Origin of the sequence: Bradyrhizobium sp. RDI18 (genome assembly GCF_043203335.1) — a bacterium.
Classification (GTDB): domain Bacteria; phylum Pseudomonadota; class Alphaproteobacteria; order Rhizobiales; family Xanthobacteraceae; genus Bradyrhizobium; species Bradyrhizobium retamae.
Window position 1 is genome coordinate 5,893,102 of the sequence record NZ_JBICRN010000008.1, and the last position, 23,411, is coordinate 5,916,512.

The window sequence follows — 23,411 nt, forward strand, 5'->3', positions numbered from 1 at the left end:
TCAGGCGGCTTTCTGTGCGCCATTGGGGCGGATGCCCAGCAGATGGCTGATCGCGAACACCAGGTCCGCGCGGTTCATGGTGTAGAAGTGAAAGGTGTCGACGCCGTGCTTGGCGAGCTTTTGCACCTGGCCGGCGGCCACCGTGGCAGCAACGAGCTTACGGGTCTCCGCGTCGTCATCCAGGCCTTCGAATTTGTCCGCCAGCCAGTCCGGCACCGTGGTGCCGGCGCGGGTCACAAAACTCCGCGCCTGCTTGAAATTGTGCATCGGCATGATGCCGGGGACGACGGGGATATCGATGCCGCGGGCGCGGACGCGATCGAGGTAGCGGAAGTAGAGATCGTTATCGAAGAACACTTGCGTAATGGCTCGCGCCGCGCCGGCGTCGACCTTGGCCTTCAGCGTATCGATATCGGCGTCGATGGTCGGGCTCTCCGGATGTTTTTCCGGATAAGCGGACACCGAGATTTCGATATCTGGATAACGCTTCTTGATGCCTGCGATGAGATCAGGCGAGCTCTGGTAGCCGTCCGGATGTGCGCGATAGGCGGTGCCGATGCCGGTGGTGGGATCGCCGCGCAGCGCTACGATATGGCGGACGCCGATCTCGTGATAGCGCGCCACCACGTCGTCGATCTCGCCCTTGGGCGCACCGACGCAGGTCAGGTGCGCGGCAGGCGTGAGCCGCGTCTCTTTCAGGATGCGGGCAATGGTCGAATGGGTCCGCTCGCGGGTCGATCCTCCGGCGCCATAGGTCACCGAGACGAAATTGGGGGCAAGCGGCGCCAGCCGGTTGATGGTCTCCCACAGGCTCCGCTCCATCTCTTCGGTCTTGGGCGGAAAGAACTCAAAGGAGATCTTTGGCGAATGCAGCGCGCGATGGCCGTCGAAAGCGGGGGGCGTAACCTCGGTCATGGCACTTCACAGAGCTCCGAAACGATGGGCGGACGTCAGCCGTAGCGACGATGGGCTAAAATAAGCGAAACGGGGCGGGCCAAACAGCCCATTGGAGATGGGAAATAGCCCAATATCTACAAAATGCACGAATTTTCGATCTTGGTAGAGGGTTATGGTGGGCAGTGGTTGAATATAATTATATAGCAATCACAATGAAATAGTAAGAAACCACCCCTGTGGAGGCCGTGTTCGGTAGTGGGCATTGGTACAAAGTATCAAATTTGTCACATTTCATCCCACTCCAGTGCTGCGATGTGGAGCTCCTTTCCCCACAAGCGCGGGCCTGATCTGCGCCGGCCAGGCCTTTGTCGGCTTCGCTTGCCGCATTAGCTTAGCGCCATGATCCCGCTTTCCGTCCTCGACCTCTCCGTCGTCACCACAGGCACAAAACCCGCCGCCGCGCTGCAGAACAGCATTGATCTCGCGCGCCATGTCGATGGGCTCGGCTATGTCCGCTACTGGCTCGCCGAGCACCACAATCTGGCGTCGGTCGCCAGCCCAGCGCCTGATTTGATGATCGGGCAGATCGCCGCGGTGACCAAAAGCATCCGCGTCGGCTCTGGCGGCGTCATGCTGCCCAACCATGCGCCGCTGGTGGTGGCCGAGCGCTTCAAGGTGTTGGAAGCGCTGTTTCCCGGCCGCATCGATCTCGGCCTCGGGCGCGCCCGGCACCGATGGCGCCACCGCGCATGCGCTGCGCAGCCGGCTCGACCGCCGCGAGGGCGACGATTTTCTCGAACGGCTGAGCGAACTGGTGTTGTGGGAGACCCGCGGCTTTCCAGCCGGCCATCCCTACAACAACGTGGTGGCGATGCCGGACGATACGCCGCTGCCGCCGATCTGGCTGCTCGGCTCCTCCGATTACAGTTCGGAATTGGCGGCGCAAGTCGGCATGGGCTTCGCGTTCGCGCATCATTTCGCGTCCTATGATGCGATTGCGGCGATGACGAACTACCGCAGCCACTTCAAGTCGTCCGGCTGGCGGGAAACCCCACACGGCATTCTCGCCGTTGCGGCGGTCGCCGCCGAGACCGATGCGGAGGCTGAGAAGCTCGCCTCCTCGATGGACCTCAACCGCCTGCGCCGCGATCGCGGGCAATATTTGCCGTTGCCCAGCGTCGAGGAAGCGCTGGCCTATGATTCCACCGACGCCGAGCGCGCCTCGGTCATGCGCAACCGTTCGCGCCTGTTTGTCGGCAGCCCCGCAACCATCATGGCGAAGCTGCAGCCGATGATTACCGCCAGTCAGCCGGACGAGCTGATGATCATCACCGCCGTCTACGACCACGACGCGCGCAAGAAGTCGTATAGTCTCTTGGCGGACGCGTTCGGGTTGGGGAAGAAGGCAGCGGCATAACAGCCGTCGTCACTGCGAACGCAGGGACCCATACCGCGTGATCTATCGATAGCGCGAAGTGGCAGACCCTTCCTAACCCAACTACATTCTGTGGTTATGGGTCCCTGCGTTCGCAGGGACGACGTGGGGAGGCCGTATACGTCGCCTAATCCAGCTTCTCGCTGAAGGTCGCGCGGAACGGATGCGCCGGGTAGACGCCGACGATGCGGAATTCGCGCGAGAAGAATTTCAGTTCCTCCAGCGCAAAGGCGAGGCCCTTGTCGTCGGGATGGCCGTCGACGTCGGCATAGAATTGGGTGGCGAAGAAATTGCCGTCGACCATGTAGCTTTCGAGCTTGGTCATGTTGACGCCATTGGTGGCAAAGCCGCCGAGCGCCTTGTAGAGCGCGGCGGGCAGGTTGCGCACCCGGAAAACAAAAGTGGTGACCAGCGGGCCCGAGCCTTGTTTCGCCCAGTCGGCCTCGCGCGCCAGCACCACGAAGCGCGTGGTGTTGTGCGCTTCGTCCTCGACGTCTTCGGCCAGGATATCGAGCCCGTAGATCTGTGCCGCTAGCCGTGACGCGATTGCGCCCACGCTTCTGTCCTTGCGCTCGGAAACGTCGCGCGCGCTGCCGGCGGTGTCGGCGGCGACGATCGGCTTGATGCCGAGCTTGCGGATGATGCGGCGGCATTGGCCGAGCGCATGGACGTGGCTCTCCACGGTCTTGATGTCGGCGAGCTTTGCCCCCTTCGGCGCCATCAATTGATGGCGGATCGGCAAGAACCATTCGCCGACGATGAACAGGCCGGACGCCGGCAGCAAATGATGGATATCGGCGACGCGCCCCGCCACCGAATTCTCGATCGGGATCATGCCGAGATCGGCCTCGCCTGAGGCGATCGCCGACAGTGCGTCCTCGAAGGTCGCGCAGGGCAACGGCTCGGCGTCCGGATAGGCCTCGACGATGGCGATATGGGAATTGGCGCCAGGCTCGCCCTGGAATGCGATTTTGAGATTTTTGGTCATGCGGGGCCTTTTAGCAGCGGCTCAGGCTTTTGCTAGTATCTGCCGGGCGGTTTCGAGGTCGGCCGGGGTATCGACGCCACGCGGCACGCTATCGACGATAGTGATGTCGATCCGCATCCCGGCTTCCAGCGCGCGGAGCTGTTCGAGCTTTTCCTGCTGCTCCAGCGGGAGGGGGGCAAGGTCACGAACCGCTGCAGCGCGGCGCGGCGGTAAGCATAGAGGCCGATATGATGGTAGCGCGGTCCGTCACCGTGAGGCGCGGTGGCGCGGGTGAAGTACAGCGCGCGCAGCCGGTTTGGACCGATCGGCGAGCCGATCGCCTTCACCACGCTCGGCGCCCGGTCTTCCTCCTCGGTGTGGATCTGCGAGGCCAGCGTCGCGATGTCGACCGCGGGGTCGTCGAGCGGCGGCAGCGCGGCGCGGATGGTGTCCGGCATGATCGTGGGGAAATCGCCCTGCAAATTGACCACGATCTCAGCCTTGCCGGCCGGGTCGAGCGCCAGCATGGCCTCGTGGATGCGGTCGGAGCCGGAAGCGTGGGAGGTACCGGTCATCACCGCTTCGCCGCCGGCAGCCCGCACCGCGTTGGCGATCTCCGGCGTGTCGGTCGCAACCGCGACCCGGCCGATTTTGGCTTCTTCCGCCCGCCGCAGCACATGCACGATCATCGGCAGGCCGGCGATATCCAGCAGCGGCTTGCCCGGTAGCCGGGTCGCCGCCATCCGGGCGGGAATCAGCACCAAAATACGGGAATCGGTCATCGTCTGAAGGCCCGGCCGGATAGCTGGTTTTGATGGGGATGGGACGAAGTTCGGCGCGTTTATACGGGTTGCCAGAGCCCGGGCAAACCGATATCTCAACCTTGCTGAGGGTGCGGCGCGAAAGCTGATTCCTCACGCCCACCCGCGGCCGTTTTGCCGGCCTTCAGTCGACCTTTCCGGCCTGGAGCCTGATCCCGTTATGGACTCCTTCGAACTCAACAAGATTCTTGGTGCCGTCCTTGGCACCTGCATTCTTCTTCTGGTGACGAGCTTTGCCGCCCAGGCGATTTTTGCGCCCGTGAAACCGGAAAAGCCGGGCTTCGAGATCGCCGTGAAGGAAGACACCTCTCACGGTGCAGCCAAGGAAGCCGCCGCGCCGTCCGAGCCGATCGAGAAGCTTTTGCAGACCGCGTCTGTCGAGAAGGGCACCGCCGCCGCCAAGAAGTGCGCCGCTTGCCATACGTTCGAAAAGGGCGGCCCCAACCGCGTCGGGCCCAATCTGTACGGCGTTTTGAACGAGCCGAAGGGCCAGGGACGCGGCGGGTTCAACTTCTCGGCCGCCTTGAAGGGCAAGGGCGGCACCTGGACCTATGAGGACCTCAACAAGTTCCTCGCTAACCCCAAGGCCTTCGTTCCGGGCACGGCGATGGGCTTTGCCGGTATCCCGAAGGATAGCGAGCGCGCCGACGTGATCGCCTATCTGCGCAGCCTCTCGGAAAACCCGGCTCCGCTTCCGACGGCGGCGAACTAATATTTCGTCAGCCCCTCATGAACTTGCAGCTTACGCGGCCAGGCATTGCCTGGCCGTTTGCTTATTCGGATCGCGGTGTTGTTATCGGGACGTTTCGCCGCAGCGCAATTGTTCCGGTGCTGTTATCATGAGGAAAAAGCAACGTAATTTGTCGAACCCTTGCCTTATATTAGGTCCTCACTAGCTCCGCCTCGTAGTTTGCTTAGTCGGATCGGGGACCGCGGGCAGATCACCGACTTGGAAGACACGGACACTCGCGTCAGCAACAGGGATTCTGCATTTGGCAATTACCAGACGACACCTTCTTCAAGGCAGCGCCGCAGCCGCGATGGCCCCGGCGCTGGGGCTGGCCCCAGGCATCCCGGCAATTTCGCCGGCCCAGGCACAATCGAGTGCGAGCGAGCCGGTCTTTCGGCATGCCCTGTCGCTGTTCGGCGAAATCAAATACCCAGCCGGCTTCAAGCACTTCGACTACGTCAATCCAGAGGCCCCGAAGGGCGGCACCGTACGTCAGATCCAGGTCGGGACGTTTGACAACTTCAACCTTGTGGTTGCCGGCGTCAAAGGCTCGCTCGCAGGCGGCGTTCAGTTGATCTACGAATCTCTCATGACGCAGTCGCTGGACGAGGTCTCGACCGAGTACGGCGAACTGGCCGAAGCGGTCAGCCACCCCGAGGATTTCTCCTGGGTGACCTACCGTCTCCGGCGAGAGGCGAAATGGCATGACGGCAAGCCTGTCACGCCTGACGACGTCATCTTCTCCCTTAATGCGTTCAAGCAACATCATCCGCAGTACTCGGCTTACTACCGCCATGTGGTGAAAGCTGAAAAGGTCGGTGATCGCGACATAAAGTTCAGCTTCGATGCGCCCGGCAATCGCGAACTCCCGCTGATCGTCGGACAACTCACGATCTTGCCGAAGCATTGGTGGGAGGGAACCGACAGTGAGGGTCGCAAGCGCGATATCGCTGCAACGACGCTGGAGAAGCCGCTGGGCTCGGGTGCCTACCGGATCAAGGAGTTTGTCCCGGGCAGGACGTTGACGCTGGAGCGGGTAAAGGACCATTGGGGCCGCGATTCCAGCACGAGCGTCGGCCGCAACAATTTCGACGAGTTGCGCTTGGAGTATTTCCGGGATTCGACCGTCGCACTCGAGGCCTTCAAGGGCGACCAGGTCGATTGGCGAACCGAAAACAGCGCGAAGAACTGGGCCACGGCCTACGACTTTCCGGCCGTCAATGACAAGCGCGTGCTGCTCGAGGAGTTTCCGAACCGCAGTTCCGGAATCATGCAGGCGTTCGCGCTGAATATCCGGCGTGACCAGTTTAGGGATCCGCGGGTGCGTCGCGCGCTGAACTATGCGTTCGACTTCGAGGAAATGAACAAACAGATATTCTTCGGTCAGTACAAGCGCATCAGCAGCTATTTCGATGGCACTGAACTGGCTTCAAGCGGCATGCCTGAAGGCAAGGAGCTGGAAATACTCGAAGCCGTCCGCGCGGAAGTGCCGCCCGAGGTATTCACGAAGCCCTATACCAATCCAGTCGGCGGCAGTCCCGAAGCGGTTCGCGAAAATCTTCGTGAGGGGCTGCGCCTGCTGAAGGAAGCCGGCTATGAGGTGCGCGAGCGCAAGCTGGTCGATAGCAAGACGGGAGCGCCATTTGCGCTCGAATTACTCGGTGCAGACCCGTCCTTCGAACGCGTCATGCTGTTCTTCAAGCCGTCTCTGGAGCGACTTGGTATCACCGTCAGCGTACGCACGATCGATCCGACACAGTATGAAAACCGGCTTCGTAGCTGGGATTTCGATGTGGTCGTTTCGTCGTGGGCGGAATCGCTGTCGCCCGGAAATGAACAGCGCGAATATTGGGGCTCGCAGGCGGCAGACATGGCGGGTTCGCGCAATATCATCGGCATCAAGAATCCCGCGGTCGACAAATTGATCGAGCGGCTGATCTATGCGAAGGGCCGGGAAGACCTTGTTGCTGCGACCAGGGCGCTGGACCGCGTGCTGCTGTGGAACCACTATGTCGTGCCGCAGTGGAATTATCCCAAGGTCCGTACGGCGCGTTGGGACCGTTTCGGCCGTCCGTCCGAACTGCCCAAATATGGCCTGTCCGGCTTCCCTGCGATCTGGTGGTATGATGCCGACAAGGCGGCAAAGATCGGAAGACGGTCTTGAAGGATATCTTGCGCATGGCGCAATTCTCTCGCCGGCATGTACTCGGTCTCGGTGTCGGCGCACTGGGCGTTCTGACGCTCCGGCCGGCGCGTGCGGCCGAAGAGAATGGCGCCGAGGTGCACGGTATCTCGGCGTTTGGTGATCTCAAATATCCCGCCGACTTCAAGAATTTCGACTACGTGAATGTCGCAGCGCCTAAGGGTGGTGTATTTTCGACCATTCCCTCGACGCGCTCCTATAATCAGTCCTACCAGACCTTCAATTCGCTGAACGCCTACATCCTCAAGGGCGAGGGCGCGCAGGGCATGGACCTGACCTTCTCAGCGCTGATGGTGCGGGCCGGCGACGAGCCGGATGCGATGTACGGGCTCGTCGCAAAGTCGGTGCGAATTTCGCCGGACAAGCTGACCTACCGCTTCACGCTGCGCCCCGAGGCCAAGTTTCACGACGGCTCGAGGATCACGGCGCATGACGTCGCCTGGTCCGTCAACACGCTGAAGGCCAAGGGCCATCCGCTGATCCAGGTGCAGATGCGTGACGTCAAGGGTGCCGAGGCGCTCGACGATGCGACCGTGATCGTCACCTTCGCCGAGAAGCGCGCCCGCGACGTGCCGCTCTACGTCGCGGGCCTGCCGATCTTCTCGAAGAAATTTTATGAGACGCGGCCCTTCGATGAATCGACGCTGGACACGCCGCTGGGCTCGGGGCCCTATAAGGTCGGCAAGTTCGAGGTCAACCGTTTCATCGAGTACGAACGCGTCAAGGACTGGTGGGGGGCGAACCTCCCGGTCTGCCGCGGTCATTACAATTACGATGTGGTCCGCTACGAATTCTATCGCGACCGCGACGTCGCCTTCGAAGGCTTTACCGGCAAGAACTATCTGTTCCGCGAAGAGTTCACTGCGCGCATCTGGGCGACGCGCTACGACTTCCCCGCCATCAAGGACGGCCGCGTCAAGCGCGAGCAGGTGCCGGACGAAAGGCCGTCCGGCGCGCAGGGCTGGTTCATCAATACCCGCCGCGACAAGTTCAAGGACCCCCGCGTGCGGGAGGCGCTGATCAACGCCTTCGATTTCGAGTGGACCAACAAGACCATTATGTACGACGCCTATGCGCGTACGCATTCGCCGTTCCAGAATTCGGACATGATGGCGAAGGGGTCGCCCTCGCCGGACGAGCTAAAGCTGCTCGAGCCGTTCCGCGGCCAGGTGCCCGACGAAGTGTTTGGCCAGCCCTACGTGCCCCCGGTTTCGACGGCTCGGGGCAAGACCGCAACATGCTGCGCAAGGCGCAGCAATTGCTCAACGAAGCCGGCTTCGTCATCAAGGACGGCAAGCGGATGACGCCGAGCGGCGAGGTGTTTCGCATCGAATTCCTGTACGATGAGCCCTCGCTGAATCCGCATCACGCGCCCTATATCAAGAATCTGGGAACGCTCGGCATCGAGGCGAGCCCGCGCATGGTCGATGCCGTGCAGTACCGCGCGAGGGTGGAAGATTTCGATTTCGACATGACTATCACGCGCTTCTCGATGTCGACGACGCCGGGCGACGCAATGCGTGCCTTCTTCTCCTCGCACGCCGCCAAAACCAAGGGCTCCTACAACCTGGCCGGTATCGAGAATCCCGCCATCGACGCGCTGATCGAAAAGATCATTGCGGCGGATACCCGCGCCGAGCTGACGGTCGCCTGCCATGCCTTCGATCGCGTTTTCCGCGCCGGCCGCTACTGGGTGCCGCAGTGGTACAACAAGACGCATCGGCTGGCCTATTGGGACATCTTCGACCGCCCGAAGAATCTGCCGCGTTATCAAATCGATGCATCGGGCTCCGGCGAGCGCGTTATCTGGTGGTATGACGCCGCCAAGGCCGGCAAACTCGAGCAGGCGAAGCAATAATGACTGCCTATATCGCCCGCCGCATCCTCCTGATGTTTCCGACCTTGCTCGGCATCCTCTTCATCTCCTTCGTGGTGGTGCAGTTCGCACCGGGCGGCCCGGTCGAGCGCGTGATAGCGCAGTTGTCCGGTGCTGACACTGGCGGCTCCTCGCGCATCTCAGGCTCTTCCACCGGCGACTTCGCCGGCGGCGCCCCGCAGGCGGGCGCCGCGGCCGATGCCGTCAATTCGAAATACCGCGGTGCGCAGGGGCTCGATCCGGATTTCATCAAGAACCTGGAAAAGCAGTTCGGCTTCGACAAGCCGGCGCATGAGCGCTTTGCGCTGATGGTATGGAATTTCGCCCGCTTCGATTTTGGCAAGAGCTACTTTCGCGACACCACCGTGTTGCAGCTGATCAAGGAGAAGCTGCCGGTCTCGATATCGCTCGGCCTCTGGTTGACCCTGCTGACCTATTTGATCTCGATCCCGCTAGGCATCCGCAAAGCGGTGGCGGACGGAACGCGATTTGATACCTGGACTTCCGCCGCTATCATCGTCGGCTTTGCGATTCCCGGCTTCCTGTTCGCGATCCTGCTGATTATCCTGTTTGCCGGCGGGTCGTTCTTCAACTGGTTCCCGCTGCGCGGATTGACCTCGGACGGCTGGTCGCAATTCCCCTGGTACTGGAAGATCATTGACTACTTCTGGCACCTCACCTTGCCTTTGATCGCGATGGGTCTCGGCGCCTTCGCCACCATGACGCTGCTGACCAAGAACTCGTTTCTCGATGAGATCAGGAAGCAGTACGTCATGACCGCGCGTGCAAAGGGTTGCAGCGAGGGGCAGGTGCTGTACGGCCATATCTTCCGCAACGCCATGCTGATCGTAATCGCAGGCTTTCCCGGTGCGTTCATTGGTGCATTCTTCTCCGGCTCGCTGCTGATCGAGACCATCTTCTCGCTCGACGGCCTGGGCCTGCTCGGCTTCGAAAGCGTGCTCAACCGCGACTATCCGGTCGTGTTCGGCACGCTGTTCATCTTCTCCCTCGTGGGCCTTGTGGTGGGTCTGATCTCCGACCTCGCCTACATGTGGATCGATCCCCGGATCGATTTTGAGGCGAGGAAGTCTGATGGCGCTGCTCGCTCCACAACCGGTCGAAACCACCGCGCGGTCGCCGCTTGGCGAGGTCGTCCCGGCCACGCAGCACGTGTTCGCGCCATCGCCGCTGAACCGCCGGCGCTGGCAGAACTTCAAGGCGAACCGCCGCGGCTACTGGTCGCTCTGGATATTCCTTGCGCTGTTTATGATCTCGCTGTTTGCCGAACTGATCGCCAACGATCGGCCGTTCCTTATCAAATATGACGGAAAGCTGTACTGGCCGGCTTTCGTCAGCTATTCCGAGACCACTTTCGGCGGCGATTTCGAAACCGCGGCCGACTACCGCGATCCCTATTTGCAAAAGCTGATCGCTGAAAAGGGCGGCACCATCATCTGGCCCTTGATCCGCTATTCCTACTCTACCCACAATCTCGATTTACCGACGCCGGCGCCGTCGAAGCCGACATGGATGCTGACGGAAGAGCAGTGCAAGCCCGTGGTGGAAAAGAAGGGCCTGAAGAGCTGCAGCGACCTCGAATACAACTGGCTCGGTACCGACGACCAGGGCCGCGACGTGGTGGCGCGACTGATCTACGGTTTTCGCATCTCGGTGCTGTTCGGCCTGACGCTGACCATCCTGTCCTCGATCATCGGCGTCATCGCTGGCGGCGTGCAAGGCTATTTCGGCGGCTGGACCGATCTGATCTTCCAGCGCATCATCGAAATCTGGAGCGCGATTCCCTCACTCTATCTGCTGCTGATCCTGTCATCGGTGCTGGTGCCCGGCTTCTTCGTGCTGCTCGGCATTCTGCTGCTGTTCTCCTGGACCTCGCTGGTTGGCCTGGTTCGCGCGGAATTCTTACGCGGGCGCAATTTCGAATACATTCAGGCGGCGCGCGCGCTCGGCGTCTCCAACGGCGTGATCATGTTCCGGCATCTGCTGCCGAACGCGATGGTGGCGACCATGACTTTTTCTGCCGTTCATCGTGTCGTCCTCGGTGATGACGCTGACCGCGCTCGACTTCCTCGGCTTCGGCCTGCCGCCGGGTTCGCCATCACTCGGCGAGCTGCTGTCGCAGGGTAAGGCCAACGTGCAGGCACCATGGCTCGGTTTTACCGGCTTCTTCTCGGTCGCAATCATGCTGTCGCTTTTGATCTTCATCGGGGAGGGCGTGCGCGACGCCTTCGACCCGCGCAAGACGTTCCGGTAGAGCATGATGGACGCCGTCAACCAGCCCTTGCTCGATGTGCGCGATCTCTCGGTGGCCTTTCACCAGCCGAGCGGCGCCACGATTGCGGTCGACCGCGTCTCGTTTTCCATCAGGCGCGGCGAGTGCGTGGCCCTGGTCGGCGAATCCGGTTCCGGCAAATCGGTCAGCGCGCTGTCGGTGCTAAGACTGCTGCCCTATCCGACCGCGTCGCATCCCTCCGGCACCATCCATTTCAAGGGTCGCGAGCTGCTCAATGCCTCGGAACGCGAGATGCGCGAGATCCGCGGCAACGACATCTCGATCATTTTTCAGGAGCCGATGACCTCGCTCAATCCGCTCCACACCATCGAGGCGCAGATCGGCGAAATCCTCTCGCTGCACAGAGGCATCAGCGGATCGATGGCGCGGGCGCGGACGCTCGAACTCTTGACGCAGGTCGGCATTCCCGATCCGGAAACGAGGCTACAAAGCTATCCGCACCAACTGTCCGGCGGCCAGCGCCAGCGCGTCATGATCGCGATGGCGCTCGCCAACGAGCCGGACCTTCTGATCGCGGACGAGCCGACCACCGCGCTCGACGTTACGGTGCAGGCCCAGATCCTGGCGCTGCTCGCGGAGATCAGGTCCCGGCTCGGCATGAGCATGCTGTTCATCACCCATGACCTCGGCATCGTCCGCCGCATCGCCGACGTGGTCTGCGTGATGAACTCGGGCAAGATCGTCGAGCAGGGCCCGGTCGAACAGGTCTTCACCGCGCCGAAACATGCCTATACCCGCGCGCTGCTCGCGGCCGAGCCCAAGCCCGATCCAGCGCCGCCGCGGCCCAACGAGCCGGTGGTGATGTCGGCCGACAACCTCAAGGTCTGGTTTCCGATCAAGCGCGGGTTGTTGCGCTCGACCGTCGGCCACATCAAGGCGGTGGATGGCGTCAGCGTCGCGGTCCGCAAGGGAGAGACGCTCGGCGTCGTCGGCGAATCCGGCTCGGGCAAGACCACGCTGGGTCTCGCGCTCCTCCGGCTGATTTCCTCCGACGGCCCAATCGTGTTCCTCGGCAACAACATTCAGGGCCTGCGTTTCAAGGCCATGCTGCCGTTCCGCCGCGACATGCAGATCGTGTTTCAGGACCCGTTCGGCGCGCTGAGCCCGCGCATGTCGGTCGGCGATATCGTCGCCGAAGGCTTAAGCGTGCATCAGAAGTCGCTGTCATACGAAGAGCGCGAGGCGCGTGTCGTCAAGGCGCTCCAGGACGTCGGCCTCGATCCGGCGACGCGCTTCCGCTATCCGCATGAATTCTCCGGCGGCCAGCGCCAGCGTATCTCGATCGCGCGCGCGGTGGTGCTGGAGCCGAACTTCGTCGTGCTGGACGAGCCGACCAGCGCGCTCGACATGCTGTTCCAGGCCCAGATGGTCGACCTGCTGCGCGAACTGCAACGCAAGCGCGACCTGACCTACATGTTCATCTCGCACGATCTGCGCGTGGTGGCCTCGCTGGCGAGCCATCTGATCGTGATGCGGAACGGCAAGGTGGTGGAGGAGGGGCCGGCCGCTGAGCTGTTCAAGAATCCGAAGAGCGACTACACCCGCGCGCTGTTCGCGGCTGCGTTCCGGATCGAGGCGGTTCCGGACCTATAGCCTGTCATGCCCCGCGAAGGCGGGGCATCCAGTGCGCCGCGGCCTCTCGATTCACTCACAGCTTTCTCGGAGTACTGGATCACCCGCTTTCGCCGGTGATGACAGCGGGGCTTGTGGCTACAGCCGCTTGATCGCCGTCACCTCGCTGCCGACGGCCTTGATCCGCGCAAAAGCATCCTGCGTGTTCTCCACCACCGTCGCCATGTGATGCGCATTGGCGTGCACGATAGTATCAGCGTCCCGCACGATCGCGACGTGTCCCTTCCAGAAGATCAGATCGCCGCGCTGCAGCTTCGTCATCTCGTTCGTGTCCAATGCGCGGCCGAGACCCGTCTCCTGCATGTCGCTGTCGCGCGGGCAACCAATGCCGGCGGCGTTCAGCGACACCTGGACGAGGCCGGAGCAATCGATGCCGAGCGAGCTCTTGCCGCCCCAGAGATAGGGCGTGCCGATGAAGCGCTCGGCAACCGCGACGAAATCCTTTTCCACCGCGTCGAGGCTGCCAAGATGATGGCGCGGCAGATACCAGCCGTCGCTTGTAATGGCGAACGCGCTGTCTTCGCGGATGACCGTCACCCTTGCTCCCGTCGTCAACGTCTCGGCCGGCGGCAGCTTGATCGAGGGGCCCGGAAACGCGAAGGTCCGCAGCGCCGTGACCTTGTGCGTCGGTGCGGCCGCAGGCTTTGCCAGCGCGGCATCTGGAATCCAGCCGACATAGCCGTCACTCGCGAGTTGGCCCCACGCAAACCCTTCGTCATTGCGGTCGTAGATCGTGACGCGTTCGCCCTTGAGCGCCTGCGTCAGCATCATGGCGCCCGCGGCAGGTCGTTCCCACAGCGGCGCGATCGCCTCACACACGCAAAATTCCTCGCCGGACACATAGCGCGCGGCCTTTACCTTGCCTTCGAGATATTTCGCGGCGATTTCGGGCCGTGCCGGCGTCAGGCGCGGATCATGCATAGCGTTCGCTCAACAGTTTGTAGATCGCGCGTGCGGCCTGGCATTCGCCGCCTTCGGGACGCGCGGGTTTTGCGGAAGGCGTCCAGCCGTAGATATCGACATGCAGCCAACTCTTGGCATCGGTGACGAAGCGCTGCAGGAACAAAGCGCAGGTGATCGAGCCGGCAAAGCCGCCCGACGGCGCGTTGTTGATGTCGGCGACCTTCGAATCCAGCCACGAATCGTAGGGTGCCACAGCGGCATTCGCCACAACGGATCGTTCTCCCGCTTTGCATGTTCTGCGACGCTTTCGGCCAGCGTCTCATCATGGGTGTAAAAGGGCGGTAAATCCGGTCCCAGCGCCACCCGCGCCGCACCCGTCAGGGTGCCGAGGTCAATCAGCAGATCCGGCTTCTCTTCGTCCGCCAGCGCCAAGGCATCTGCCAGTACCAGCCGTCCCTCGGCATCGGTATTGCCGATCTCCACGTTAAGTCCCTTGCGCGACTTGAAGATGTCGAGCGGACGGAAGGCGTTGCCGGCGACCGCGTTCTCGACCGCGGGGATCAGGACGCGCAGGCGGACCTTCAGCTTCGCATCCATCACCATCTGCGCCAGCGCCAGCACGTTGGCGGCGCCGCCCATGTCCTTTTTCATGATCAGCATGCCGCTCGACGGCTTTAGGTCGAGCCCGCCGGTATCGAAGCAGACGCCCTTGCCGACCAGCGTCACTTTGGGGTGGGCGGGATCGCCCCAGCTCAGGTCGATCAGGCGCGGGGCACGCGCCGAGGCCATGCCGACCGCGTGGATCAGCGGAAAGTTCTGCTTCACGAGGTCGTCGCCGACGATGCAGTCGAAGCTGGCGCCGAAACGCGCCGCCAATGCCTTCGCGGCGTCCGCCAGTTGCTCCGGCCCCATGTCGTTCGACGGCGTGTTGATCAGGTCGCGCGCCAGCGCCGCCGCTTCCGCCATCCGCGCGATGTCGGCGATATCGACGCCATCGGGCGGCACCAGCCGGACCTCGGGCTTTTCGGCTTTGCGGTAGCGGCCGAAGCGGTAGCTCCCCAACGCAAAGGCGAGCGTCGCCAGGCGCAGATCGTGCGGCGCGTTGGCGAAGCGATAGACGCCCGGCGGCAGCAGGCCGGGCAGCGCGCCGGGCCGGAACAGGTCGCGCGACTTGGCGGCCTCGTCATCAAGCCCGAACACGACCTGCGCGATCTTCCCGTCGGGCGAAGGCAGCGTCAGGCACTTGCCGGGCTTGGCGGTAAAATCATTGGCGAGCGCAAACTGCCGAGCCGGTTCGGGAAGGTCCTTGGCGATCGCGCTCCAGGTGGTTTTGGTGGCGAACGTAATCGGAATGGCGGGGGCGATGGGCGCGGTCTCGAACGGCGATTGCATGCATGTCTCGCGGAGAATGGGGCGTGTCTGGCTGGCATAGCACGGCCAATTAACCGGCCGTTAGGGTTAACAGTCTATTGCTTTCTCGTTCGCCTCTATTTGTCCGCCATTCCCGTGAGTTGAAGTGCCATGCGTCGATCGTCCAGCCACGCCGGGTCTTTTGCCCGGTTCCTGACCTCAGCCGCGGTAACCGCGGTTTTGGCCGCGGGCCTTGGCGGCTGCAAGACCATGTCCGATATCACGGGATCGCTGGGTTCGTCCTCATCCAAGGCCGAAGCCGCTCCCGAAGATCCGCGCCGCGCGGCCGAGGTCTATGGCGAGCGCTATCGCGCCAATCCCAAGGATGCCGAGGCGGCGCTGGGATATGGCCAGGCACTCCGCGCCACTGGCCAGCGCACACAGGCCGCTGCCGTGCTCGAACAGGCCACGATCGCCCATCCCGGCAACAAGACGCTGCTCGCTGCTTACGGCCGCGCGCTCGCCGATAACGGCAATTCGCAGGCTGCTTTCGACGTGCTCAGCCGCGCCCATACGCCCGCCAATCCCGACTGGCGCATTCTGTCGGTGCAGGGCACTACGCTTGACAAGATGGGCAAGCACGAAGAGGCCCGCCGCTATTACGCGAGCGCTCTGAAGATCGTGCCGGAAGAGCCCTCGGTGCTGTCCAATCTCGGCCTCTCCTACACGCTGACGCGGGAGTTGTCGCAAGCCGAGGAAACGCTGCGGCGCGCCTATTCCAATCCGCGTGCCGACGCCAGGGTGCGGCAGAACCTCGCGCTCGTCGTCGGCCTGCAGGGCCGTTTCGCCGAAGCCGAGACCATCGCCAAGGGCGATCTGCCCGCCGACGAGGCGGCTGCCAACGTGGCTTACCTGCGGGAAATGCTGAGCCGCAAGGACAAGGACCATTCGCGTCCCCCGGCAACAAGGCGACCGTCCCGGTCGCCGCCCTCAACCGGCCGGACTGAGCATCACAGCGGTCACCCGCCGCGCGAAAGCACTGACTGTCCATCCGCGGCTCAACGAATACTGCTCACCAGCTTTAGCCACTCATGAGGGCGGAGGTACCTGCCGCATGGGCCCGGATCTGCAGCGCACCGCCATCGTGCCTTGAAGACGCGCGTAACGCGCTTTTGGCTGCTGCGCAGCGTCCGGGGAGCGGAGACTGCTCCCAGGTCGCAAAAGCTCTCGTGTCCCGGACGCGGCGCGGCACGCAGTGCCGCGACGCAGAGCCGGGACCTACGACCAGCGGACATGTGCGCGGGGAAGCGCCGGCCCGCCGTGCCGCTCGCCTCACGGCATCGCCTGAAGCTTGATGTAGGTCGGTCCGAGAATGACGATGAACAGACAGGGCAGGAAGAACACGATCATCGGCACGGTCAGTTTCGGCGGCAACGCTGCCGCCTTCTTCTCGGCCTCGGTCATGCGCATGTCGCGGTTTTCCTGCGCCATCACGCGCAGGCTCTGGCCGAGCGGGGTGCCGTAGCGTTCCGACTGCATCAGCGCGAGACAGACCGATTTCACGCCCTCCAGGCCGGTGCGCTTGGCGAGGTTCTCGTAAGCCACCTTGCGGTCCTGCAGGTAGGACAATTCCGCCGTGGTCAGCGCGAATTCCTCCGACAGCGCGATCGATTGCGACGTGATCTCGGTGGAAACCTTGCGGAAGGCGACTTCGACCGACATGCCGGACTCGATGCAGATCAGCAGGAGGTCGAGCGCGTCGGGAAAGGCGCGCTTGATGGAGAGCTGCCGCTTGGTGATGGCGTTCTTCAGGAACAGCATCGGCGCCTGCAGCCCGAGATAGGCGGCGCCGATGCAGATGCCGAGCTTGACCGTCAACGACTTGTCCAGGTTGGTGATCACGAACACGTAGAGGGCCGCGCCGAGAAACAGCACGATCGGCGTCACCGCGCGCGCAAACAGGAAGGTGACGTAGGGCGCGTGGCCGCGGTAGCCGGCCATGATCAGCTTGTCGCGCGCGGCTTCCTGCGCCAGCCATTTGGTCAGGTTCAGGTCTTCCACGACCTTGGAAACGATTTGCTTCGGAGTCTGGCGCAGCGATACCTTCTCCGATTTGTTGAGGCGCTCGCGCTCGCGCTGGCGGAGCCGTTCGCGCTCGCTGGCCACCGCCTTCATGCGCTTGGCAAGGCCTTCGCCGGCGAACAGCGGCATGATCAGCGTGTAGGCGGTCGCACTCGCCGCAACGGCGGCAAGCAGCATGGTCATGAACCGCGCGTCGTGCATCTTGGTGATCAGAAACTCAATCATAGGCGCACCGTCAGAAGTCGAAGTTGATCATTTTCTTCATCACCAGGACGCCGATCGTCATCCAGGCGACGCAGCACAGCAGCATGAACTGGCCGATGTGGGTGGTCCAAAGCAGCGCGATGTAGCCCGGCGTCGAGATCCACACCAGGATCATCACGGCCGGCGGCAACGAACCGATGATGCCGGCGGAGGCCTTGGCTTCCATCGACATTGCCTGAATCTTCTCCGACATCTTCTTGCGATCGCGCAGAACCTTGGAGAGGTTGCCGAGCGCTTCCGACAGGTTACCGCCGGACTTCTGCTGGATCGCAACCACGATGCCGAAGAAGTTCGCCTCCGGCAACGGCATCCGCTCATACAGCCGCGCGCAGGCGTCGCCGAGCGGCATGCCGATGGTCTGGGTTTCGATGATGGCGTTGAACTCGCTCTTGAGCGGCTCCGGCGCGTCGGCTGCGACCACCTTGATCGATTCGAACAGCGGCAGACCGGCCTTGATGCCCCGCACGATGACGTCGACGGCATCGGGAAGCGCTTTCAGAAACGCCTTCTCGCGACGCTTCTTGAGGTAGCTCAAGAGCCAGCGCGGCAGGCCGAGGCCGGTGCCGAATGCCATCACGGCGGCGCCCAACAGCGAGCCGCCGGCGAAGAATGCGAGCGCGAAGCCCACCGCCGCGAGGATGCCGGAAACGATCCAGAATTTCTGAGGCGTCCAGGATCCCAAGCCGGCCTGGGCGAGGCGGGTCGAAAGCGGAACGGACTTCTCCTTCTTGCGCCGCGCGTCGAGCTCCTTGAGCGATCCCTCGACCTGCTCGCGGCGCGAGCGCTGGCTTTTCTCGGCCTGCCGCGCCGGCGCATCGGAACGGGCGATCGAGGCGCGGCGCGATTCGGCCTTCTTCTCACCCGACAGCATCGGATAGATGAACACCCATGCCAGGCCGCCGATGGTGGTGGCGGCAAGAAACGCCAGTGCGAGCGCTTGCATGCTCATCGCTTCCTCATGTCTGGTCGACGACTTCGGCGGCATCGAGCGCCGCCGCGAGCCGCTTCTCTTCGTTGTAATATCGCGCGCGATCCCAGAACTTCGGACGGCCGATGCCGGTCGAGCGGTGCCGCCCGATGATCTTGCCGTTCGCGTCTTCGCCGAGCAGTTCGTAGACGAACAGGTCCTGGGTGATGATGGTGTCGCCTTCCATGCCCATCACCTCGGTGATGTGGGTGATGCGGCGCGAGCCGTCGCGAAGGCGCGCGGCCTGCACGATGACGTCGATCGAGGCGCAGATCATCTCGCGGATGGTGCGCGAGGGCAGCGAGAAGCCGCCCATCGTGATCATCGATCTGCAGCGTGACATGGCTTCGCGCGGGTTGTTGGCGTGCAGCGTTCCCATCGAGCCGTCGTGGCCGGTGTTCATCGCCTGCAGGAGGTCGAACGCCTCGGGTCCGCGGACTTCGCCGACGATGATGCGTTCGGGACGCATACGCAGGCAATTGCGGACCAGTTCGCGCATCGTGATCTGGCCTTCGCCCTCGATGTTGGGCGGACGGGTTTCCAGTCGCACCACGTGAGGCTGCTGCAGTTGAAGCTCGGCGGCGTCTTCGCAGGTGATGACGCGCTCGTCATGCTCGATGAACTGCGTCAGGCAGTTCAACAGCGTGGTCTTGCCGGAGCCGGTGCCGCCCGAGATCAGCACGTTGCAGCGGACACGGCCGATGATCTGCAGGATCGTTGCGCCTTCCGTTGATATCGCACCGAACTTGACCAGTTGATCGAGCGTCAGCTTGTCCTTCTTGAACTTACGAATGGTGAGGGCGGGCCCGTCGATCGCCAGCGGCGGAACGATGGCATTGACGCGGGAGCCGTCGGCGAGGCGGGCGTCGCAGATCGGCGAGGATTCGTCGACGCGCCGGCCGACCTGGCTTACGATGCGCTGGCAGATGTTGAGGAGCTGCTGGTTGTCGCGGAAGCGGATGCCGGTCTTCTGGATCTTGCCGGCGACTTCGATGAACACCGTACCGGCGCCGTTGACCATGATGTCGGCGATGTCGTCGCGCGACAATAGCGGCTCGAGCGGGCCGTAGCCGAGCACGTCGTTGCAGATGTCGTCGAGCAGCTCTTCCTGCTCGGCGATCGACATCACGATGTTCTTGATCGCGATGATCTCGTTGACGATGTCGCGGATTTCCTCGCGCGCGGACTCGCCGTCGAGCTTGGCGAGTTGGGCAAGATCGATCGCCTCGATCAGCGCGCCGAAGATCGTCGCCTTGACCTGGTAGTAGTTGTCGGAGCGCCGCGCCGCCTCCATGGTGGCCGCAGGCTGCTGCTTTGCGGGGGCGAGCGGCGGCGAAGCCACCGCCGGCGCCGCGATCTCGCGCGGCGCCGCTGCGGCGCTGGGGACCGGCTCCGGCGCCTGAATGGCGGGCTTGAGTACCCGCGTATCACTATCATTTCCGCTACGCTTACCGAACACGATGGCACTCCACGCGGGCTGTTTACTTCTTGGCCCGCAACTTCTCGATCAAGGGCGACAGCAACGAACTCTTCTTCTTGGTCTCGCCGCGGCCGGTGAGCCGTTGCGCAATCTGCAGGAACATCTCGGTGGTGCGATGAGTTGCGGAGATCTCCGCAATCATCTGGCCGTTATTGGCAGCCGCGCCGAAGATTTGCGGCTCGAACGGGATCGTGACGATCGGGTGGTTTTCGATTGCCTTGGCGAACTCGGCGGCGGGGATCTCCGGCCGCTTCGGGATGCCGACCTGATTGAGGCAGTAGAGCGGCGCACGATCGTTCGGCCGCGATGCCTTCAGGAGGTCGAAGATATTCTTGGTGTTGCGCAGGTTGGCGAGATCAGGCGCGGCGACGATCAGGATGTCGTCGGCCGCGATCAAGGCGCGCTTGGTCCATCCCGACCATTGATGGGGAACGTCGAGCACGATGCAGGGCATCGTGGTGCGAAGCGTATCGAAGATCGAATCGAAGGCTTCCGCGCCGAAATCGTAGACCCGGTCGAGCGTTGCCGGCGCTGCCAGCAGGCTGAGATGGTCCGTGCATTTCGACAGCAGGCGGTCGAGGAACGCGGTATCGACCCGGTCGGGCGAGAATACCGCATCCGCGATGCCCTGCGGCGGGTCTTGATTGTAGTCGAGGCCGGCGGTGCCGAAAGCGAGGTCGAGATCGGCGACCACGGAATCCAGCGACAGGTCGCGCGCGATTGCCCAGGCGACATTGTGGGCGACGGTGGACGCGCCGACGCCGCCCTTGGCTCCGACGACAGCGATGATGCGGCCGACGGCCTTGGCTTCCGGCGAGGAGAACAGGTTGCAGACCGAGCGCACGACGTCGATGGCGCTGACTGGCGCGATGACGTAATCGCTGACGCCGCGGCGGACCAGTTCGCGATAGAGCATGACGTCGTTGATGCGCCCGATCACGATCACGCGTGTACCGGCGTCGCAGACGGTGGCGAGCTGGTCGAGCCCGACGAGAATGTCGTTGCGGCCCTCGGTCTCCAGGATGATGACGTTCGGGGTCGGGGCCGAGCGGTAGGCCTCGATGGCCGCGGCCATGCCGCCCATCTGGATCTTGAGATGAGCCTTGCCGAGGCGGCGATCTTCGCCCGCCGACTGCACGGCGGCCGCGGTTTCCACCGTCTCGCAGAACGCCTGCACCGACACCCGTGGCGCCGGTGCAATGTGTTCCTCGGTCGACGGCGCCGTGATTTCCGGCTGCGGTTCTGTATTCTGGCGCGAGTAAGTGATCATTTGCCGGTATCGCTGAGTTTGGCCCTGTCGCTCTCGGGATAGGTGGTCGCGGTGGTAAGGCCCTTGCGATACTTTTCGAAGGCTATGCCACGGCGCGGCGCAAAGGCTGGGGTTTCGGGACGCGGCTGCGCGAGGTCGGATGGGTTATCGACCATCGCCGCCAGGTTGCGCTGGTTGGAGCAGCCGAAATTGTAATACGGCTTGTTGTCGAAATAGCCCTTGTTGTGGATCGACGGTCCGAGATCCTCCGGCCACAGCCCGCACGGGCCGGCCACCGCCGAGATCTTCGGATAGTTGAGGCGGATCGCGGCCATATGCCTGGGATCTTCCGGGTGATACTGACGGACATTGATCGCGCGCGGCGGCACACCGGCAGCGGCAAAGCTCGCCCGGATCTCGCGCAATGAATCCTCGGCCGCCCGCGCGTTCGGCGTATTGACGGGCACGTCGACGCTGATGACGCCGGTGCCTTCGCGAAGCCAGTCCTGAGCCAGACCCATCACGTCGGCGCGCTGAGAGGCGGACAAGCCGCCGCGTCCGCGACCGACGAAAACGACGATCGAGCGGTCGGCTTCCTGGACCGCGATCGGATGGCGCTGGCGGTAATCGTCGGGCACGCCGGCCGTCGTCGCGGGATCGACGACGGTATGCTTGCAGGCGCCGAGCGCCACGGAGACACCGATCAGCGCTGCGGTCAGGCGGAGCGCGCGCTTGCGATCGGCGGGTTTTGTGCTCTGTGCTGTCATCGTCCCGCCTCAGTCCGTAATAAAGCCGTAGGTGCCACGATAATTCCGCGCCTTCTCGACGCGGCCCGGAACGCCGTAGATGCGATTGATGCTGCCGAGCAGGTCAGCCTGTGGGTCCGAGGCGCTGGCAAAGCCGTCATCGGGGCGCGACAGGTCTTTCTGCGCAACCGCACGCACCACATAGGGCGTGACCAGAACCATCAATTCGGTCTGGTTGTTGACGAAGTCGCGGCTGCGAAACAGCGTGCCGAGAACCGGCAGTTGCGCCAGACCTGGCAGACCGTTGATCGCTTGCTTGGTCTGTTCCTGGATCAGGCCGGCCATGGCCATCGCGCCGCCGGAGGGAATTTCCAGCGTGGTCTCGGCGCGGCGGGTCTTGATCGAGGGAATCGTCGTTCCGCCGGCACCGCCGGTCAGGGCGTTTTCGGTCGATACTTCCGACACTTCGGTCATCACCCGAAGGCTGATCCGTCCCTCCGTCAGCACGACCGGCGTGAAGTTGAGGGAGATGCCGAATTTCTTGAAGCTGACTGTCTGGACGCAATTTCCGAGGCCACCACTCGCTGTGGGTTGGCAGGTCACCCCGGTCGGAATTGGAAATTCGCCGCCGGAGACAAATGTTGCGGACTCGCCGGAAATGGCTGTGAGGTTGGGCTCGGCAAGGGTCCGCACCACGCCGGCGCTTTCCATCGCGCGCAGCGTCGCCTGCACGGATGGCGTCGCGCCGAAAGCTCCGGTAAGGGCATTGCCGGGGACGAGCGCCGCATTGTTTGCGGTGAACGGGTTGTTGTTCCTGAAGCTGACAACGGATGTGCCGTAGGTCAGGTTGGCGCTGAGATCGATGCCCATCTGCTTGATGATCGAGCGCTGGACTTCTGCGAGCGTGACTTTCAGCATCACCTGGTCGCGGCCGCGAACTGCGATCGAATTGACGACCTTTTCGGCGCCGGCCACGAGACGGGCGGCAATGTCGGCGGCCTGCTGCGCTTCGATCGGGCTTGCCGCGGTGCCGCTCAGCACCACGCCGTCACCGATACCTTCGATCAGGATCTCCGAATTCGGCAGCGCCTGCTTCAGCGCCGCGCGCACGCCGTTGAGGTCGCGCTTGACCGCGATGTCATAGGCCGCGATCTGCGCACCGGTGGAATCGAAGAAAACGATATTGGTCTGGCCGACCGCGGCGCCGATGATATAGGCGCGCTGGGTCGAACGCACCACGGCGTTGGCGATCTTCGGATCGGCTACCAGCACGTCCTTGATCTCGCGCGGCAGGTCGATCACGATGGATTTGCCGATCCCGAGCGAAACGAAACGCGCGTTCATCTGTCCATCGGCGGACAACGGCGCGACGCGATAGTCGCTCGCCACCACCGGCGTCAGCGCCGGATTGAGCGTGAGAGCAGCCACGGCCGAGAACGACAGGGCGCGGACGATGAACGTTCGCATCATCGGCTGAATTTCCCTGCACTTCATATCG

The 23,411-nt window shown here is 63.2% G+C and carries 13 protein-coding genes and 6 pseudogenes; 8 read left to right on the forward strand and 11 right to left on the reverse strand.

The features are described 5' to 3' along the window. Window positions 1–915 carry a methylenetetrahydrofolate reductase [NAD(P)H] gene (gene metF / locus ACFXS9_RS37440; RefSeq protein WP_392698226.1) on the reverse strand — a complete coding sequence of 305 codons (915 nt, stop codon included), beginning with the start codon at window positions 913–915 and terminating at the stop codon, window positions 1–3. Between the two features lie 381 nt (window positions 916–1,296). Here metF and ACFXS9_RS37445 point away from each other — a divergent pair. Then, window positions 1,297–2,314 (forward strand): annotated as a pseudogene (locus ACFXS9_RS37445) (LLM class flavin-dependent oxidoreductase). A 145-nt stretch (window positions 2,315–2,459) separates the two neighbouring features. Here the strand turns inward: ACFXS9_RS37445 and ACFXS9_RS37450 are convergent. Further along, window positions 2,460–3,320, reverse strand: a complete 861-nt coding sequence (locus ACFXS9_RS37450; RefSeq protein WP_392698228.1) for a prephenate dehydratase — start codon at window positions 3,318–3,320, stop codon at window positions 2,460–2,462. Window positions 3,321–3,341: 21 nt separating this feature from the next. Beyond that, a pseudogene (locus ACFXS9_RS37455) lies at window positions 3,342–4,081 on the reverse strand (3-deoxy-manno-octulosonate cytidylyltransferase). Between the two features lie 199 nt (window positions 4,082–4,280). Here ACFXS9_RS37455 and ACFXS9_RS37460 point away from each other — a divergent pair. From ACFXS9_RS37460 to ACFXS9_RS37485, 6 genes and pseudogenes are all read left to right on the forward strand, one after another. Beyond that, window positions 4,281–4,832, forward strand: coding sequence for a c-type cytochrome (locus ACFXS9_RS37460; protein ID WP_392698230.1), 552 nt, complete (start codon window positions 4,281–4,283; stop codon window positions 4,830–4,832). A 280-nt stretch (window positions 4,833–5,112) separates the two neighbouring features. Next, the gene (locus ACFXS9_RS37465; protein ID WP_392698232.1) at window positions 5,113–7,014 is read left to right on the forward strand and encodes an extracellular solute-binding protein; all 1,902 of its coding nucleotides are present in this window, start codon (window positions 5,113–5,115) and stop codon (window positions 7,012–7,014) included. Between the two features lie 14 nt (window positions 7,015–7,028). Next, a pseudogene (locus ACFXS9_RS37470) lies at window positions 7,029–8,911 on the forward strand (extracellular solute-binding protein). Continuing rightward, window positions 8,911–10,017, forward strand: a pseudogene (locus tag ACFXS9_RS37475) (microcin C ABC transporter permease YejB); the annotation flags it as partial. The pseudogenes ACFXS9_RS37470 and ACFXS9_RS37475, both read left to right, overlap by 1 nt. A 4-nt stretch (window positions 10,018–10,021) precedes the next feature. Further along, window positions 10,022–11,201 (forward strand): annotated as a pseudogene (locus ACFXS9_RS37480) (ABC transporter permease). Window positions 11,202–11,207: 6 nt separating this feature from the next. After that, window positions 11,208–12,833: an ABC transporter ATP-binding protein gene (locus ACFXS9_RS37485; RefSeq protein WP_392700218.1), complete on the forward strand. Its 1,626-nt coding sequence runs from the start codon at window positions 11,208–11,210 to the stop codon at window positions 12,831–12,833. 117 nt (window positions 12,834–12,950) lie between these two features. Here the strand turns inward: ACFXS9_RS37485 and ACFXS9_RS37490 are convergent, their stop codons facing one another. Both ACFXS9_RS37490 and ACFXS9_RS37495 read right to left on the reverse strand, forming a co-directional pair. After that, on the reverse strand, window positions 12,951–13,793 hold the full coding sequence (locus ACFXS9_RS37490; protein ID WP_392698234.1) for an NlpC/P60 family protein: 843 nt from the start codon (window positions 13,791–13,793) through the stop codon (window positions 12,951–12,953). Continuing rightward, window positions 13,786–15,167, reverse strand: a pseudogene (locus ACFXS9_RS37495) (leucyl aminopeptidase family protein). Before ACFXS9_RS37495 ends, ACFXS9_RS37490 begins: the two are co-directional and overlap by 8 nt. A 129-nt stretch (window positions 15,168–15,296) precedes the next feature. Here ACFXS9_RS37495 and ACFXS9_RS37500 point away from each other — a divergent pair. Further along, complete coding sequence (locus tag ACFXS9_RS37500; RefSeq protein ID WP_392698236.1) at window positions 15,297–16,220, forward strand: tetratricopeptide repeat protein; 924 nt, start codon at window positions 15,297–15,299, stop codon at window positions 16,218–16,220. Between the two features lie 237 nt (window positions 16,221–16,457). On the opposite strand, the gene ACFXS9_RS37505 is transcribed toward ACFXS9_RS37500, so the two are convergent. The 6 genes from ACFXS9_RS37505 to ACFXS9_RS37530 are packed head-to-tail and all read right to left on the reverse strand — an operon-like array spanning window position 16,458 to window position 23,407. Beyond that, window positions 16,458–17,432, reverse strand: coding sequence for a type II secretion system F family protein (locus tag ACFXS9_RS37505; RefSeq protein ID WP_392698238.1), 975 nt, complete (start codon window positions 17,430–17,432; stop codon window positions 16,458–16,460). Window positions 17,433–17,442: 10 nt separating this feature from the next. Further along, on the reverse strand, window positions 17,443–18,420 hold the full coding sequence (locus ACFXS9_RS37510) for a type II secretion system F family protein (RefSeq protein WP_392698239.1): 978 nt from the start codon (window positions 18,418–18,420) through the stop codon (window positions 17,443–17,445). Between the two features lie 7 nt (window positions 18,421–18,427). Beyond that, entirely contained in the window at window positions 18,428–19,897 is a 1,470-nt protein-coding gene (locus ACFXS9_RS37515; RefSeq protein ID WP_392698241.1) for a CpaF family protein, read from the reverse strand. Between the two features lie 22 nt (window positions 19,898–19,919). After that, window positions 19,920–21,188, reverse strand: a complete 1,269-nt coding sequence (locus ACFXS9_RS37520; RefSeq protein WP_392698242.1) for a CpaE family protein — start codon at window positions 21,186–21,188, stop codon at window positions 19,920–19,922. Continuing rightward, on the reverse strand, window positions 21,185–21,934 hold the full coding sequence (locus ACFXS9_RS37525) for a CpaD family pilus assembly protein (protein WP_392698244.1): 750 nt from the start codon (window positions 21,932–21,934) through the stop codon (window positions 21,185–21,187). Before ACFXS9_RS37525 ends, ACFXS9_RS37520 begins: the two co-directional genes overlap by 4 nt. 9 nt (window positions 21,935–21,943) lie before the next feature. Continuing rightward, complete coding sequence (locus ACFXS9_RS37530) at window positions 21,944–23,407, reverse strand: type II and III secretion system protein family protein (RefSeq protein ID WP_392700220.1); 1,464 nt, start codon at window positions 23,405–23,407, stop codon at window positions 21,944–21,946. Window positions 23,408–23,411: the final 4 nt, after the last annotated feature.